Origin of the sequence: Kocuria arenosa, from assembly GCF_042879215.1 — a bacterium.
Taxonomy (GTDB): domain Bacteria; phylum Actinomycetota; class Actinomycetes; order Actinomycetales; family Micrococcaceae; genus Kocuria; species Kocuria arenosa.
Genome location: NZ_JBHZTA010000009.1, coordinates 36,907 through 50,420 on the forward strand (window position 1 = coordinate 36,907; position 13,514 = coordinate 50,420).

Genomic DNA, 13,514 nt, shown 5'->3' on the forward strand with positions numbered 1-13,514 from the left:
GACGAACAGGAGTCATGGAGACGATGAGTGTGTCGATGGCCTCACATCGACCTGGTGTGGGAGGGTGCAGATCGACACTGCTCTCGTCCGGGACCCGGGCGAGGTGCTGCTCTCCGAGTGAACAGCGAGATCGTGTGAGCGAAGGACCGACCGGCCGGAGCCGCGGAACCGGCGCCTCGGTTCCCGTCCCCGGGCGGACCGAGGAACACGCGGAGCTGCTGCGGCGCGTCGTGGGAGGCGACGAGCACGCCTTCGCCCAGCTGTACGACGCGACGTCGTCCACGCTCTACGGGCTCGTGCTGCGGCTGGTCCGCTCCCCGGAGCTGGCCGCCGAGGTGGTCCAGGAGGTCTACCTGATGGCCTGGCAGCAGGCGGAGCGCTTCGACGCCGCCCGCGGCACGGCCCTGGCCTGGCTGTGCACCATGGCCCACCGCCGCGCGGTCGACCGGATCCGGCAGAACCAGCGGGAGCGGGACCGGGACCAGCAGTACGAGGTCCGGCAGGCCGAGACCCCGTCCGACTCCACGTGGAGCGAGGTGGAGCAGTCCCTGGACTCCGGGGAGGTGCGGGCCCAGCTCGGCGCGCTCAGCCCGCTCCAGCGGGAGGCCGTCTGCCTGGTGTACTACCGGGGGTACAGTCACCGGCAGGTCGCGGAGCACCTGGACGTCCCGCTGGGCACGGCGAAGGCCAGGATCCGCGACGGGCTCAACAATCTGAGATCGGCACTGGGGGTGAAGCAGTGAAGGAGATCCAGGGGGACGACCGGGCCGGCGACGTCCACGCCGACGCGGCGCTCTACGCCGTGGACGCCCTCGAGCCCGGCGAGCGGGCCGCGTTCGAACTCCATCTGCGCGGCTGCGCGGCCTGCCAGGAGGAGGTGGCCGCGTTCGGGGAGGTCGGGGCGCACCTGGCCTCCGCCGCCGCCGAGCCGCCGCCGCCTGCGCTGCGCGAGAACGTCCTCGCGGCCGTGCGCGGGACGCGGCAGGAGCAGCGACCGGAGGACCGGGAGGAGGACCGGACCGGGGGCGCGCCCGTGTCCCTGGCGGAGCGGCGCCGACCCCGGCGCCGGTGGCTGGCCGCCGCGGCGGCCGCCGTGCTGCTGCCCGGCGCCGCCCTGGGCGGCTGGGCCGTCGGCACGCAGACGGAGCAGCGGGAGCAGCAGCTCATGGCCCAGGAGCAGGACCGGCAGAACCGGCTGCTGAGCGCCCCGGACGTCACCACCCGCCAGCTCGAGGTGGACGGTCACCCGGCCACCCTGGTGGTCTCGGCGCAGGAGGACGCGGCGCTGTTCGTCGCCTCCGATCTCGCCGGACCGGGGGAGGGCCGGGAGTACCAGCTGTGGCTCGTCCAGGGCGAGACCCCCGTGCCGGACGTGCACTTCGGCGGAGGACAGGTGCAGGTCTGGCTGGACGGCGACATCGACCGGGCCGGGGCGGTGGCCATGACGGTGGAGCCCGCCGGCGGCTCCGAGACGCCCACCCTGCCCGTGCTGGCCACCACGGAGATCTGAGCGCAGCTCCCCACGCCGCGGCTCCTGCCAGAATGAGGCCATGACCGAGGCACAACCTTCCGGCAACGGCAATGGCAACGGCAACCGCAACGGCGGCGACGACGGGGTGCGTGCGGGGGTGTGGGCCACGCTCGGCGACGCCCGCACCGTGCTCGCCCTCGAGCGCGCGGGCTTCGCCTGGGTGGGCGTCGACGCCCAGCACGGCCACTTCGACGACGCCGCCGTCCGTGGTCTCTTCGCCCTGCGGCGCGAGCCGGCCGCCCCGGTGCTGGTCCGGGTCGCCGCGAACGACCCCACGCTCATCGGCCGGGCGCTGGACGCCGGCGCCGACGGCGTCGTCGTGCCGCTCGTCCAGGACGCGGCCCAGGCCGAGGCCGCGGTCGCCGCGGCACACTACCCGCCGCGGGGCGCCCGGAGCTGGGGGCCGCTGCCCGGCACGCGGGACCCCTCCGCCGGGGTGGTGGCCGCGCCCCGGCCGCTGTGCGCCGTGATGGTGGAGACCGAACCCGCGGTCGCCGCGGTCCGGGCGATCGCGGCGGTCCCGGACCTGGACATGGTCTTCGTGGGGCCCTTCGACCTCGCGCTCGCCCTGGGCCGGGACGTCGACGAGCTGCTCGCGGACACCGCGCAGGACGCGCCCCTGCCCACGATCGTGCGCGCGTGCCGCGAGGCCGGTGTCCTGGCCGGCGCCTACGCCGGCTCGCCCGAGCGTGCCGCCGCGCTGCGGGCGCAGGGCTTCTCCTGGGTCGCCGTCACGACCGACACCGGCGTCCTCCGGCTCGGCGGTGAGGCGGCCCGGGCGGCACTGGCCCGCCCTTCATGAGATCCCGGCCGGTCGGGAGGCGCCCGCACCCCCTGCGGTGGGTGCTGTCCCGGGAGCTGGTCCGCGACTGGCTGCGCTCGTTCCGGACCAGCCGCAGCGCCCTGTACTTCCGGGTCCGGAACCGCTTCTCGACCGCGCCGGTGCGGGGGGACGCGCCCGTGGTGGTGAGCCTCACGTCCTACGGGAGCCGGATCCGCGCGGTGCACCTGGCCGTCGAGTCGATGGCGCACGGCACCGTGCGCCCGCAGCGGCTGATCCTGTGGCTGCGCGAGGCCGACGTCGTCGCCGACCCGCCCGCACCGCTGGCCCGGCTGGTGCGCCGGGGCCTCGAGCTGAGGTGCACCGAGGACTGGGGGCCCCACCAGAAGTACTACCCCTACGTCCGGTCCCGGGCGAGGCACGAGCTGCCGCTGGTCATCGCGGACGACGACGTGCTCTACGGCGCGACGTGGCTCGAGGAGCTGCTGGCGGTCCACGCGCGGCACCCCCACGACGTGGTCGCCCACCGCACCCACCGGATCCGCCTCGACGGAGGACGGATCCTGCCCTACGCCACGTGGAGCCCCGGTGCTCCGGCGGAGGCGTCCGTCCGCACCTTCGCCACGGGCTCCTCCGGCGTGCTCTATCCGCCGCACCTGCTCGACGCCCTGCGCGAGCTGGGCACCGCGTTCACCGCGTGCGCGCCGATGGCCGACGACGTGTGGCTGCACGCCGTCGCCCTGCGCCACGGGACCGGGATCCGACCCGTCCGCGACGGCCGCACCGCCTACCGGCCCATTCCCCGGACGCTCTTCAGGGGTCTCAGCACGCGCAATGTACTGCGCGGAGGCAACGACATGCAGATCGCAGCCACGTATTCGGCCTCGGACGTGGAAGAGTTGGAGCGTGCACGGGTGGCCGAGGGCCCCTGAGCACGTGGACGGGCAGTTCCCCCGCTTCCCGCCCGCCGGCCGTCCCCCCGCGGCCGCTGTCCGCGCTCCCATCCCCCCAGGAGTTCCCATGCCGAAGAACTACCGCCGCCCGGACTCGCCGGACCACGTCGCCGCCGACGTGCCGGCGCGCGCAGCAGGGCACTCGATCGTCTTCGACTCGCCAGCCGAACTGGCCGCCTACACCCGCCACGACCGCCTGGCCGCCGCCGGGCCCCTCCTGCTCGCCCGCCGCGCCGGGTTCCACCCCGACGGCTCCTGGCCCTGCTCGGCGCTCGAGTCCGCCCAGAACGTCCTGGCCACCCGGGCGCGCACGATGATCGAGATCGAGCTGCGCACCACGGTCGACGGCCGGTGCGTGGTCCTGCACGAGGCCGTCATGGGACACGGGAGCACCGGCGCCGGCCCCGTGAGCGAGCAGTCGGCCGACTACGTGCTCAGCCAGCACCTGGTCGACAACTACGGCGAGGTCAGCCCCTTCCCCATCCGGGAGGCCGGCGAGTTCCTCACCTGGGCGGTGCTGGCCGGCGCGGTGCTGTGGCTCGACGTCAAGAACGTGACCCCGGAGGCCGTCGTCGAGCTCGTCCGCGGGCACCGGGCCGAGGGCCAGGTGGTGGTGAGCGTGCACGGTCTGACGGAGCTGGCCGTCTACCGCCGGATCGCCCCCGACCTCGTGTACTTCGTGCCGACCCACCCGGACGGCCTGACCACGGTCGAGGACGTCCACCGGGAGGTCCCCGACCTCCGCCGGGTGGTCGGGTTCGCCGGCCACTACATCCCGGACATGGAGGACAGCCTGCGGATGCGGAGCTGGAACGTGCCCATGCGGCTCGACCTGCACCGCTACGACGAGAACCTGCCCGCCGACGCCCTCGACGTCCACTTCTACCGCCGCGCGGTCGAGGCCGGCTTCGGCATCCTCTCCACGAGCCACTACCGCGAGGTGGCCGACCTCCTCGGCCCCGACGAGTGGGCGCCGAAGAGCGCCTCCGCCAGGGACGACCGGGGACTGACCCGCCACTGACCCCGGACGAGCGGCAGCGCACGGACAGACCCGGGCGCCCCGGTCGGGGGCACCCGGGTCTGTCCGTGCCGGGGCTCAGTCGTCGCCCGGCGCGTCCGCGGGGGCGTCCCCCTCGGCCTGGGAGGGCTTGTTGTCGCCCGGGTCGACGGCCGACTGCACGCTCTGGTCCCCGGGGACGTCCCCCTCGGCCTGGGACGGCCTGTTCTCGGCGGGGTCCGGGGTCGTCTCGCTCATGCCGCTCCTCGTGTGCTCAGCAGGGTGATGGTCCCGGCTCACGCTACGCCGGGCCCGACGCCCCGACAAGAGGATCCTGCTGGGCGTCCCGGCCGGCGCGGATCGCGGCGTAGAGCTGCGCGGGGATCAGCCCGGTCCGGTGGGCGCGCTCGACCGCCGCGAAGCCCTCCTCGGTCTCCTCGTACGGGAAGTGGATGAGGTCCGCCGCGAGCTCCCAGTGGTCGATCATCCCGCCGGCCCAGAGCTGGCAGATCGCCCACGGGGTGTCCGCGGAGAAGGTGGGGACCTCGGGCAGGACGTACTCGCCGGCCGGCACGCGCCAGGCCTCGAGGCTGTCGAGGTCCGCCGCGAGGTCCTCGAGGGTGTCGTAGTGGCCCGCCCGGTCCGGGTCCACGGAGCCGTTCGCGTTGGCCAGTTCGACGTCGTAGCCGCCCTCGGCGGCGGCGAACACGGTGGTGGGCCCGGGCTCCCCGCCCACGCCGGCGTCGAGGGGCAGCTGGGACGGCAGCCACTCCCAGCCGTCGCCGAGCTGGTCCATCTCCAGGTCCCGGTAGGCCACCCAGCCGCGGGCGACGAGCAGCTCCTGGGCGTCGTCGTCCCACGTGCCCTGGGCGGCGCCCTCGATGTCGACGGTGCGGGCGCCAGCGGCGGCGTGGAACTCCCGCCGCTGCTGCTTCTTCTTGGCGGCGGCCTTCTTGCGGGGCTTGCTCTTGGGCACGGATCCTCCTGACGGGCGGGGACGGACGCGTCAGCGGTCCCTCTGACCTCCCATGATCGCGCATCCGGGGAGATCCGGGGGCACCCGGGAAGGCCCGGCCCGTTCCCGCCGGCCGGGGCCGCGCGCGGCTAGTCTGGCCGGGACCGTCCGTCCGTCCCGACCGCGAAGGATGCCCCATGACCTCTCCCCGGACCACCCCCTCGACGAACGGCCCCGTGCGCTACGCGGTGGTCGGGCTCGGCCAGATCTCCCAGCAGGCGTTCCTGCCTGCCATGTCCCGGGCCGGCAACTCCGTGCTGGCGGCGCTGGTCACCGGCACCCCGGACAAGGCCCGGAAGCTCGCGGCCGAGTACGGCGTGCCCGCGTACTCCTACGAGGACTACCCGGCGCTGCTGGCCTCCGGGGACGTGGACGCGGTCTACGTGGCCACGCCCGTGTTCCGGCACCGCGAGTTCGCCGAGCCGGCGCTCGAGGCGGGCGTCCACGTGCTGGTCGAGAAGCCGATGGAGGCGTCCGTGGAGGACTGCCGGGCGATGGTCGACGCCGCCGCGCGCGGCGGGGCCCGGCTCATGGTCGCGTACCGGCTGCACCACGAGCCCGGCACGCTCGAGCTGATCACCCGGGTCCGGGACGAGGGGCTGGTGGGCGACCCGCGGCTGTTCACCGCCGTCTTCACCCAGGACATCGACGAGGCCAACCACCGCGGGCACTCCGGGTTCTGGGGCGGGCCCATCCCGGACATGGGCAGCTACCCGCTCAACGCGGTGCGCCACCTCTTCGCGGCCGAGCCCCTCGAGGTCCACGCGATGGGCGTGCGGACCCCGGGGCGCGGCTTCGACTTCGACGACACCGTGGCGGTGACGCTGCGCTTCCCCGGGCAGCGGCTGGCGCAGTTCACCATCAGCTACGCGGGCGAGGCCACCGAGCAGTTCACGGTGGTGGGCACCGAGGGCGTGGTCGCGGCGCAGCCGTGCTTCGGCTTCGGTCCAGAGGTGGGCATCAGCTGGACCGTGACCCGGGACGGGCGGAGCGAGACCCGCGCCCACGACCCGGTGGAGCAGTTCGCGGGTCAGACCGAGTACTTCTCGGACTGCATCCTCGCCGGCACCGACCCCGAGGCCGACGGCGAGGAGGGGCTGATGGACATCCGGGTGCACGAGGCCGTGCTCGCGTCCCTGGGGACGGGCCGGACCGTGCGCCTGGAGCCCGCCGACCGCGCGGTGCGCCCCTCCGCGGACCAGGTCCGAACCTTGCCGCCCGTGCCGGAGCCCGGCGACGACGAGCTGGTGGCCCAGGTCCCGCAGAACGGCTGAGCCCCGCGGACGGACCGGGTCCGGTGCTTGTCCCGCGTCCCGCCCGGGAGTAGCTTGCGGGCATGAGTCCCGGCAGCACGGACGTCGTCCGGCGGCTCTTCGCCGCCTACCTCGCGCAGGACGAGGCGGCGGCCCCCGCGCTCGTCGGGGACGGGTTCCGCTTCACGTCTCCGCAGGACGACCACATCGACCGGGCCGCGTACTTCGAGCGGTGCTTCCCCACGGCGCAACGGGTGACCCGGCAGGACCTGCTCGAGGTGGTCGAGGCGGAGCCCGGCCTCGTGCTCGTCCGGTACGAGTACGAGCTCCGCACCGGGGGGACCTTCCGGAACATGGAGGCGATCACCGTGCGCGACGGGCAGGTCGTGGAGGCCCAGGTCTATTTCGGCGGCCCGCCGCGACCGTAGACTCCGAGGACCATCCGACGCCCAGGAGGCTCGCCATGAAGCACTACCTGCTCAGCATCGAACAGCCCGACGGCGGACCGGCGGCCCCGGAGATCCTCGAACCCGTGATGCGGGACGTCGCCGCGTTCAACGAGGAGCTCAGGGCGGCCGGGGCATGGGTCTTCGCCGGAGGCCTGGACCGGGCGGAGGCGTCCGTCGTCGTGCGCTTCCACGGCGACGACGTGGTGACCACGGACGGCCCGTACGAGCGCGAGGACGAGCACGCCGGGGGCATCTGCATCGTGGCCGCCCCGGACTACGACGCCGCCATCGAGTGGGGCCGGAAGCTGGCGCAGGCGACCACCCTCCCGGTGGAGGTGCGCGAGTTCCAGGGCGAGCCGGAGGAGCACCTGGCGTAGCGCCCGCCCCGGTCCGTCGCGGCACCACGCGGGCGACGTCCTGTCTGCACCTCCCCTCGAGGGCCGACCTCGTGCGCTCCCTCGTGGCCCACACCCGCGAGAGGCTCACCGGCCGATCTGCTCGGCCTGCGCCTCCCAGGCGGCGTGGGCGTCCCGCGGCCGGGCCGGTCGGCGGGTCTCCCGCAGGGCCCGGAGCGCGGCGTTGCGCTCGCGCGCCAGGGAGTCCGCGGCCGCCCGGGCGGCGGCGTCCTCACGGACCTGGGCGCGGACGGCGGTGATGGTGCCCATGATGGCCTCGACGCCCTGCGAGCCGCCCGCCAGGTAGGCGGCCCGGACCTCGCGGTCCGGGTGGTAGAGGTAGCGGTCGTCGGTCTGGCCGCGGTGGGTGTCGAACTCCTCGTCGGTCAGCTCCGAGAGCATGGCGGCCACCCGGTCCAGACGGGCCTCGACATCCCCGTGCAGGGGCGTCCTGACGGCCGCCTCCCGCACGGACCACAGGGCCTGGCCGTGCCGCCGGAGCCGGGTCGCGTCCCACTCGGCCCGCGGGATCTCGGCCAGCCGGACGGCGATGAAGGTGGCGTCCCCGTGCCGCTGCTGCGGTGGCAGGACGCCGAGCTGCCACCGCAGCCAGGCCGTGCGCATGTCCTCCGCGGCGGTCCGCCGGGCCTGCTCCGCGGTCCGCTCGACAGTCCGCGCGGTCGTCCGCGGTGTGCTCTGCCGCCCTGCGGTCGCTCGCTCCGTCAGGGAGCGGGCGAGCGCTCGCAGGAGCACGCCGAGCAGGCACAGGACGGCCACGGCCAGGAGGACGAGAAGGATGGTGCCCAGGTGGGTAAGGACGAACGAGACCACGGACAGGACGACCGCCCCGGCGATCAGGAGCACGATCCCGGAGACGTCGTTGTTCTCGGTGTTGTTCATGGCGGATCCTCCCGAACCCTCACACCACTGGACATCCACTGTAGCCGCCGGTGCGGAATCTGTGACCGGTCCCCGGAAAGTTCCCAGCCGGGCACCGCCCGGAGTCCCGGGGGGCGACGGCGGGGGAGCGGGCGCGCCCCCGGGCCGCCGATATCCTGGACCCATGAGATCCGCCGTGCTGTCCGTGTCCGCCGCCGCCCTCCTCCTCGTCTCCGCCTGCGTGGGCGTGAGCTCCGAGCAGGACGACCTGCTCCGGGAGCACGGGCTCGAGGGCGCGAGCACGCAGGAGGTCGTCGAGCAGCTCGACCGCACGCACAAGGACCGCGACGCCGGGCTCGCCGGCTCCGTGACCTACGACGAGGTGGTGCTCGACGACGGCACCACCGAGACGACCCTGCCCATGCCGGAGGACCGCTTCTACCTCGCGGTCGCCCCGTGGACCACCACGACCCACGAGTGCTTCTCCCACAGCCTCTCCGGGTGCCAGGGCGAGCTCGTGGGCGAGGACTTCGACGTGCGGATCACCGACGACTCCGGGGCCGTGCTGGTGGACGAGAACGTGACCAGCTACGAGAACGGGTTCGTGGGCTTCTGGCTGCCCAAGGACATCACCGGCACGCTCGCGATCAGCTCGGAGCAGGGCCGCGCCGAGTCCGGGTTCGCGACCACCCGGGACAGCCCGACCTGCCTCACGACCATGCAGCTGGCCTGAGCCCGGCGCGAGGGAAGGTGACCGGATGAGCATCAGCATGGCCGTGACGGCCCAGGCGGTCCGCCTGCGGGCGCGCCTGCAGCCGTGGACCCCGGTGGAGCAGCTGCACGGGCGCCGGTATCCGGAGCCGGCCAGGATCCCGGCCGACCTGCGGCGCTCGCACGCCGTGGGGCGCACCGAGGTGGCCGGGCGCCCGCTGCTGCGCCTGACCCCGCGCGCCGGGGCCGACGGGTCCCACCTGATCTACCTGCACGGCGGAGCGTTCGTGAACCCGCTGCTGCCGGCGCACTGGTGGATCGTGCGCGAGCTCGTGAAGGATACCGGGACCACCGTCACGGTCCCCCTGTACCGGCTGGCCCCGGAGGGCCACGTGGACGAGGGCTACGACTTCCTCGCCGCGGCCTGGGCCGACCTCGTGGCCCGGCCCGGCGCGGACCGGATCGTGGTCGCCGGTGACTCCGCCGGCGGGTGCCTGGCGATCGGGCTGGCCATGCGCCTGCGGGACACGGGGCGGCGGCTGCCCGACCACGTGGTGGGCTTCTCCCCGGCGGTGGACGTCTCCGCCACGCACCCGGCCGTGCGGGAGATCGACCCGCACGACCCCATGCTGAGCACCGACCGGGTGGTGCCCCTGGCCGCGGCCTGGGCGCGGGACCGCGAGCTCACCGATCCGCTGGTCAGCCCGCTCTACGGGGACGTGGCCGGGCTGCCACCGGTGCACGTGGTCCAGGGCGGCAAGGACATCCTGGCCGCCGACGCCCTGGCCTTCGCCCGGGACCTGGCGCGGGCGGGCAACCCGGGGAAGCTGCTCTACGAGCCCGGCGCCTTCCACGTCTACGTGGGCGCCTGGTGGACGCCGGAGGCCCGCCGGGCGGTGCGGCACGTGCGCTCCCTGCTCGGGGCCCCCTTCCCGGCGGCGGGGTAGTCCGCCGGATCCGCCGCGGATCGGCGCGGTCCGTCCGGAGGATTCCCCCGCCGCGCCCGAGAGGATGCGGGGTGCGGCGCCCGGCCGTGCCCGGCGGGAGCGCCGGCCTCCCCTCGGGCGCCACGGGCCGGAATAGCCCGGGCGCCCCGGCCGTTCCCTGTTTGGTGATGCATCAACCAAAGGGGAGTGCGGCATGAAGGTCGTGGTCATCGGGGCGGGGCAGGCCGGTCTGTCCGCGGCCCACCACCTGCGGCGCCGGGGACTGGTCCCCGAGGAGGACTTCGTGATCCTCGACGCCAATCCCGGCCCCGGAGGAGCGTGGCGGCACCGCTGGCCCTCGCTCACCTTCGGCGGCGCGCACGGGATCCACGACCTGCCCGGGCTGCCCCTCGGGGTGCCGGACCCGGCCGAGCCGGCCTCCGCCGTCGTCGCCCGCTACTACGGCGAGTACGAGCGGCGCTTCGGGCTGCCGGTCCACCGGCCCGTCGCCGTGCGCCGGGTCGAGGCGGAGTCCGACGACGGACCGCTCGACGTGGTCACGGGCGCCGGCACCTGGCGGACGGAGCTGGTGATCAACGGCACCGGCACCTGGGACCGCCCGTACTGGCCGTACTACCCCGGGCGGGAGTCCTTCCGGGGGCGGCAGCTGCACACCCACGACTTCCGCTCGGCGGAGGAGTTCCGCGGCCGGCACGTGGTGGTCGTGGGCGGCGGCACCTCGGCCGTGCAGTTCCTGCTCCAGCTCGCCGCGGCGGGCGCCACCACCACGTGGGTCACCCGCCGGCCCCCGCGCTTCACGGACCGGGAGTTCGACCCGGACTGGGGGCGGGACGTCGAGCGCCGGGTCGACGAGCGGACCCGGGCGGGGCTGCCGCCGGCCAGCGTGGTCTCGGCCACCGGGCTGCCGCTGACCGCACCGTACCGGGCCGGGATCGAGAGCGGGACGCTCGTCTCGGCCGGGCCGCTGCGGGCGGTGACGCCCGTGGGCGTCCGGCTCGCCGACGGCCGGGAGGTGCGGGCGGACGCGATCCTGTGGGCCACCGGGTTCCGGCCCGCCCTGGACCACCTGGCCCCCCTGGGGCTGCGGGAACCGGGCGGCGGCATCCGGATGGACGGAGTGCGGGTGCTTCGCGACCCGCGGGTGCTGCTGGTGGGCTACGGCGCCTCGGCCTCGACCCTCGGCGCCACCCGTGCGGGGTGGGCGGCCGCCCGCGAGGCGGTGCGGCTGCTGTCCCCGGCTCCCGCCGGAGCCGTAGGCTGAGACCACTGAGCCATTCCGACGAAGGAGCACCCCGTGAGCGAGCAGCCGACCTCCAGTCCGGACCCCATCGAGGACGCGGCCTCCAACGACGACGCCGACATGACCACCGAGATGACCCCGGTCCCGCACGAGCACGGGGACGCCAAGAACGAGGAGTCCGACCAGCAGGACTGAGCCGGTCCCGGGCTCCGTTCCGCCGGGGTCAGGCAGCCGTTCCGAGGAGCGAGGCGCGAAGGGCGGACAGGGGCGGCGCGTGCTCGGCCAGCTCCTGGAGGTAGCCCAGGTCCTCGAGGTCGCCCAGGGCGGCCGTGAGCTCCTCGCAGGTGAGCTGGGCGTTCTCGGCGACGGCCTCGAGGGCGGGACCCTCCTCGGCCGTGACGTGCTCGGCCAGGGCGTCGAGGACGACCACGGCGTCGACGCTGACGTGCTCGTCGTGGATGGCCTCCGCGAGCAGCCGCTCGGCGGCATAGAGGGGCGCGGCATACATGTGGGGAATGGGGGTGTGCATCGGTGACATCACTGCCGAAATATTACCCCCCGTTCATAAGAGTTCGCTGAGACCGGCGGGAGGACCGGTCGGCTTTCGCCGGGCCCGGGGTGCTCACCGGGGGATCGGCAGGTCCTCGTCGCGGCGCTCGCCGCGGGCTCGGCACCGCGCGCGGGCCCTGCGGCCGAGCAGCAGCAGGAGCACCACGACGACGACCGGCGCGACCACCCACGGCTGCTCCAGCCACGCCCAGACGACCGCCATGCCCACGGTGCCGTAGACGACACCCCAGATGAGGGTGCCGACGAGCATCGCGGGGATCCACCGGCGCAGGGGCATGCCCGTGACGCCGGTGGTGAGGATGACGGCAGTCTGCAAGCCGACGGTCAGGAAGCAGGCGGGGACGGCCAGGACGCCCCAGCGGTGCACCAGCCGCTGGGCCCGCCGGTAGACGGCGGTGTCCATGAGCCCGCGGACGCGGTCGGAGCGCCGGCTCCCACCGGTGGCGGCGGCACGGCCCAGGGCGAAGATGGTGGTGGTCCGCACGATGGCCCCGGCCCAGAAGAACAGAATCGCGGCACCGAGGGGGAGGGACTCCAGCCAGGCCTGCACCCGTCCAGTCTAGGGAGCGCGCCTGACAACCACTGACGACAGGTTGTCATTCTGGGAGGGGGCACGCCGGGGAGGCAGGACGGCTCCGGTCGGCAGGAGCTGTCCTTCGGTCCCGTCGTGCCGCCCGAGGGTACTCTCGCCGTACGGCCGGCCCGCCCTCGGAGCCGAAACCCCGACCCAGGAGGACGCATGAGCGTGGAGATCGACGAGCACGGGACCGTGACCGCCAACGGGCGCCCCGTGGACTACGCGACGGCCTACGCCTGGTGCGTCGACTCGCCGGAGACGATCACCGAGCTGGTCCGGGACACGAAGGCGTTCGCCACGGTGATCGCCGCCGCCGAGCACGCCGGCCCCGAGGAGCAGGCCGAAGCCGTCCGGCGCGCCTTCGCCGCCGGGGTGCCCCGGCAACCCGGCGCCTCCTGGACCGAGGCGACGCCGCCGGAGCCGGCCACCGAGGAGCCGCCCACCGAGGAGCCGGCCACCGAGGAGCCGGCCACCGAGGAGCCGGCCACCGAGGATCCTGCCGCCGAGGAGCCGATCCCGGCCGAGGGCGATCCGGTCTCGACACGGTCCGGCCCGGAGTCCCACGAGAGCACATCGGGGCGGTAGCGGTCGTGGTGCGTGGCGGCGGGATCAGCCCTGGATCAGGTTGACGGCCAGGGCGAGCATCACCACGCCGATCACCAGGTCCACCACCCGCCAGGTGCGCGGGCTGCTGAGCACCTCGGACAGCGCCCGGGCGCCGTAGCCCAGGGCGGAGAACCACACGACGCTGCCCACCACGGCCCCGCCGGCGAAAATCCACCGGGCGTCGGGGCCGTGCTGGTTGGCGAGGCTGCCGAGCAGCACCACGGTGTCGAGGTAGACGTGGGGGTTGAGGTAGGTCAGGGCCAGGGTGGTGGCGATCACCGATCCGCGGGACCGCGGGGCCTCCACGGTCAAGGAGGACGGCTTGAGGGCCGAGGCGAAGGAGCGCGCGGCCCACCACGCCAGGTAGGCGGCACCACCCCACCGCAGCACGACCAGGGCCTCGGGGAACCGGGACACCAGGGCCCCGATCCCGGCCGTGCCGCCGAGGATCAGCACCGCGTCGCTGACCGCGCACAGCACCACCACCACGCCCACGTGCTCGCGGCGGATGCCCTGCCGCAGCACGAATGCGTTCTGCGCGCCGAGGGCGACGATCAGTGCCAGCCCGCTCATCAGCCCGGTACCCCAGATGCTCCACATGGCTTCGACG

Annotated in this window: 19 protein-coding genes; 13 read left to right on the plus strand and 6 right to left on the minus strand. The window is 74.6% G+C overall.

Translation table 11 applies throughout. From position 1 onward, the window contains the following. Positions 1 to 134 precede the first annotated feature (134 nt). The 5 genes from sigK (at position 135) to ACFYE3_RS14775 (ending at position 4,286) form a co-directional block, all read left to right on the plus strand. Positions 135 to 743: an ECF RNA polymerase sigma factor SigK gene (sigK, locus tag ACFYE3_RS14755; protein WP_387610344.1), complete on the plus strand. Its 609-nt coding sequence runs from the start codon at positions 135 to 137 to the stop codon at positions 741 to 743. Continuing rightward, positions 740 to 1,510, plus strand: coding sequence for an anti-sigma factor (locus ACFYE3_RS14760; RefSeq protein ID WP_387610345.1), 771 nt, complete (start codon positions 740 to 742; stop codon positions 1,508 to 1,510). Before sigK ends, ACFYE3_RS14760 begins: the two co-directional genes overlap by 4 nt. 40 nt (positions 1,511 to 1,550) lie before the next feature. After that, positions 1,551 to 2,333, plus strand: coding sequence for an aldolase/citrate lyase family protein (locus ACFYE3_RS14765; protein ID WP_387610347.1), 783 nt, complete (start codon positions 1,551 to 1,553; stop codon positions 2,331 to 2,333). 41 nt (positions 2,334 to 2,374) lie between these two features. Continuing rightward, positions 2,375 to 3,244 carry a hypothetical protein gene (locus tag ACFYE3_RS14770; RefSeq protein ID WP_387610349.1) on the plus strand — a complete coding sequence of 290 codons (870 nt, stop codon included), beginning with the start codon at positions 2,375 to 2,377 and terminating at the stop codon, positions 3,242 to 3,244. An 88-nt stretch (positions 3,245 to 3,332) separates the two neighbouring features. Then, complete coding sequence (locus ACFYE3_RS14775) at positions 3,333 to 4,286, plus strand: hypothetical protein (protein WP_387610350.1); 954 nt, start codon at positions 3,333 to 3,335, stop codon at positions 4,284 to 4,286. Positions 4,287 to 4,361: 75 nt separating this feature from the next. Here the strand turns inward: ACFYE3_RS14775 and ACFYE3_RS14780 are convergent, their stop codons facing one another. After that, positions 4,362 to 4,520, minus strand: coding sequence for a hypothetical protein (locus ACFYE3_RS14780; RefSeq protein ID WP_387610352.1), 159 nt, complete (start codon positions 4,518 to 4,520; stop codon positions 4,362 to 4,364). Positions 4,521 to 4,563: 43 nt separating this feature from the next. After that, positions 4,564 to 5,238, minus strand: a complete 675-nt coding sequence (locus ACFYE3_RS14785) for a hypothetical protein (RefSeq protein WP_387610354.1) — start codon at positions 5,236 to 5,238, stop codon at positions 4,564 to 4,566. Between the two features lie 176 nt (positions 5,239 to 5,414). On the opposite strand from ACFYE3_RS14785, the gene ACFYE3_RS14790 reads away from it, so the two are divergent. The 3 genes from ACFYE3_RS14790 to ACFYE3_RS14800 all read left to right on the plus strand — a co-directional run bounded on the left by ACFYE3_RS14790 (position 5,415) and on the right by ACFYE3_RS14800 (position 7,356). Beyond that, positions 5,415 to 6,551 carry a Gfo/Idh/MocA family protein gene (locus ACFYE3_RS14790; protein ID WP_387610356.1) on the plus strand — a complete coding sequence of 379 codons (1,137 nt, stop codon included), beginning with the start codon at positions 5,415 to 5,417 and terminating at the stop codon, positions 6,549 to 6,551. A gap of 62 nt (positions 6,552 to 6,613) precedes the next feature. Continuing rightward, complete coding sequence (locus ACFYE3_RS14795) at positions 6,614 to 6,958, plus strand: nuclear transport factor 2 family protein (protein WP_387610358.1); 345 nt, start codon at positions 6,614 to 6,616, stop codon at positions 6,956 to 6,958. Between the two features lie 35 nt (positions 6,959 to 6,993). Next, entirely contained in the window at positions 6,994 to 7,356 is a 363-nt protein-coding gene (locus ACFYE3_RS14800) for a YciI family protein (protein ID WP_368822497.1), read from the plus strand. A 105-nt stretch (positions 7,357 to 7,461) separates the two neighbouring features. Here the strand turns inward: ACFYE3_RS14800 and ACFYE3_RS14805 are convergent, their stop codons facing one another. Continuing rightward, a complete protein-coding gene (locus ACFYE3_RS14805) occupies positions 7,462 to 8,274 on the minus strand; it encodes a hypothetical protein (RefSeq protein WP_387610360.1) in 813 nt (270 codons plus the stop codon). A gap of 163 nt (positions 8,275 to 8,437) precedes the next feature. On the opposite strand from ACFYE3_RS14805, the gene ACFYE3_RS14810 reads away from it, so the two are divergent. The 4 genes from ACFYE3_RS14810 (at position 8,438) to ACFYE3_RS14825 (ending at position 11,346) form a co-directional block, all read left to right on the plus strand. Further along, positions 8,438 to 8,986 (plus strand): CueP family metal-binding protein, encoded by a 549-nt coding sequence (locus ACFYE3_RS14810; RefSeq protein ID WP_387610362.1) that lies wholly within the window; start codon positions 8,438 to 8,440, stop codon positions 8,984 to 8,986. Between the two features lie 25 nt (positions 8,987 to 9,011). After that, positions 9,012 to 9,911 (plus strand): alpha/beta hydrolase, encoded by a 900-nt coding sequence (locus ACFYE3_RS14815; protein ID WP_387610364.1) that lies wholly within the window; start codon positions 9,012 to 9,014, stop codon positions 9,909 to 9,911. 193 nt (positions 9,912 to 10,104) lie between these two features. Beyond that, positions 10,105 to 11,172, plus strand: coding sequence for an NAD(P)-binding domain-containing protein (locus tag ACFYE3_RS14820; protein ID WP_387610365.1), 1,068 nt, complete (start codon positions 10,105 to 10,107; stop codon positions 11,170 to 11,172). A 33-nt stretch (positions 11,173 to 11,205) separates the two neighbouring features. Next, positions 11,206 to 11,346, plus strand: a complete 141-nt coding sequence (locus tag ACFYE3_RS14825; RefSeq protein ID WP_368832328.1) for a hypothetical protein — start codon at positions 11,206 to 11,208, stop codon at positions 11,344 to 11,346. Between the two features lie 28 nt (positions 11,347 to 11,374). Here the strand turns inward: ACFYE3_RS14825 and ACFYE3_RS14830 are convergent, their stop codons facing one another. Beyond that, positions 11,375 to 11,680, minus strand: coding sequence for a hypothetical protein (locus ACFYE3_RS14830; protein ID WP_387610367.1), 306 nt, complete (start codon positions 11,678 to 11,680; stop codon positions 11,375 to 11,377). Between the two features lie 93 nt (positions 11,681 to 11,773). After that, complete coding sequence (locus tag ACFYE3_RS14835) at positions 11,774 to 12,271, minus strand: DedA family protein (RefSeq protein ID WP_387610368.1); 498 nt, start codon at positions 12,269 to 12,271, stop codon at positions 11,774 to 11,776. Positions 12,272 to 12,460: 189 nt separating this feature from the next. On the opposite strand from ACFYE3_RS14835, the gene ACFYE3_RS14840 reads away from it, so the two are divergent. After that, complete coding sequence (locus ACFYE3_RS14840) at positions 12,461 to 12,883, plus strand: hypothetical protein (RefSeq protein ID WP_387610369.1); 423 nt, start codon at positions 12,461 to 12,463, stop codon at positions 12,881 to 12,883. Positions 12,884 to 12,907: 24 nt separating this feature from the next. Here the strand turns inward: ACFYE3_RS14840 and ACFYE3_RS14845 are convergent, their stop codons facing one another. Continuing rightward, on the minus strand, positions 12,908 to 13,504 hold the full coding sequence (locus ACFYE3_RS14845; protein WP_387610370.1) for a LysE/ArgO family amino acid transporter: 597 nt from the start codon (positions 13,502 to 13,504) through the stop codon (positions 12,908 to 12,910). Positions 13,505 to 13,514: the final 10 nt, after the last annotated feature.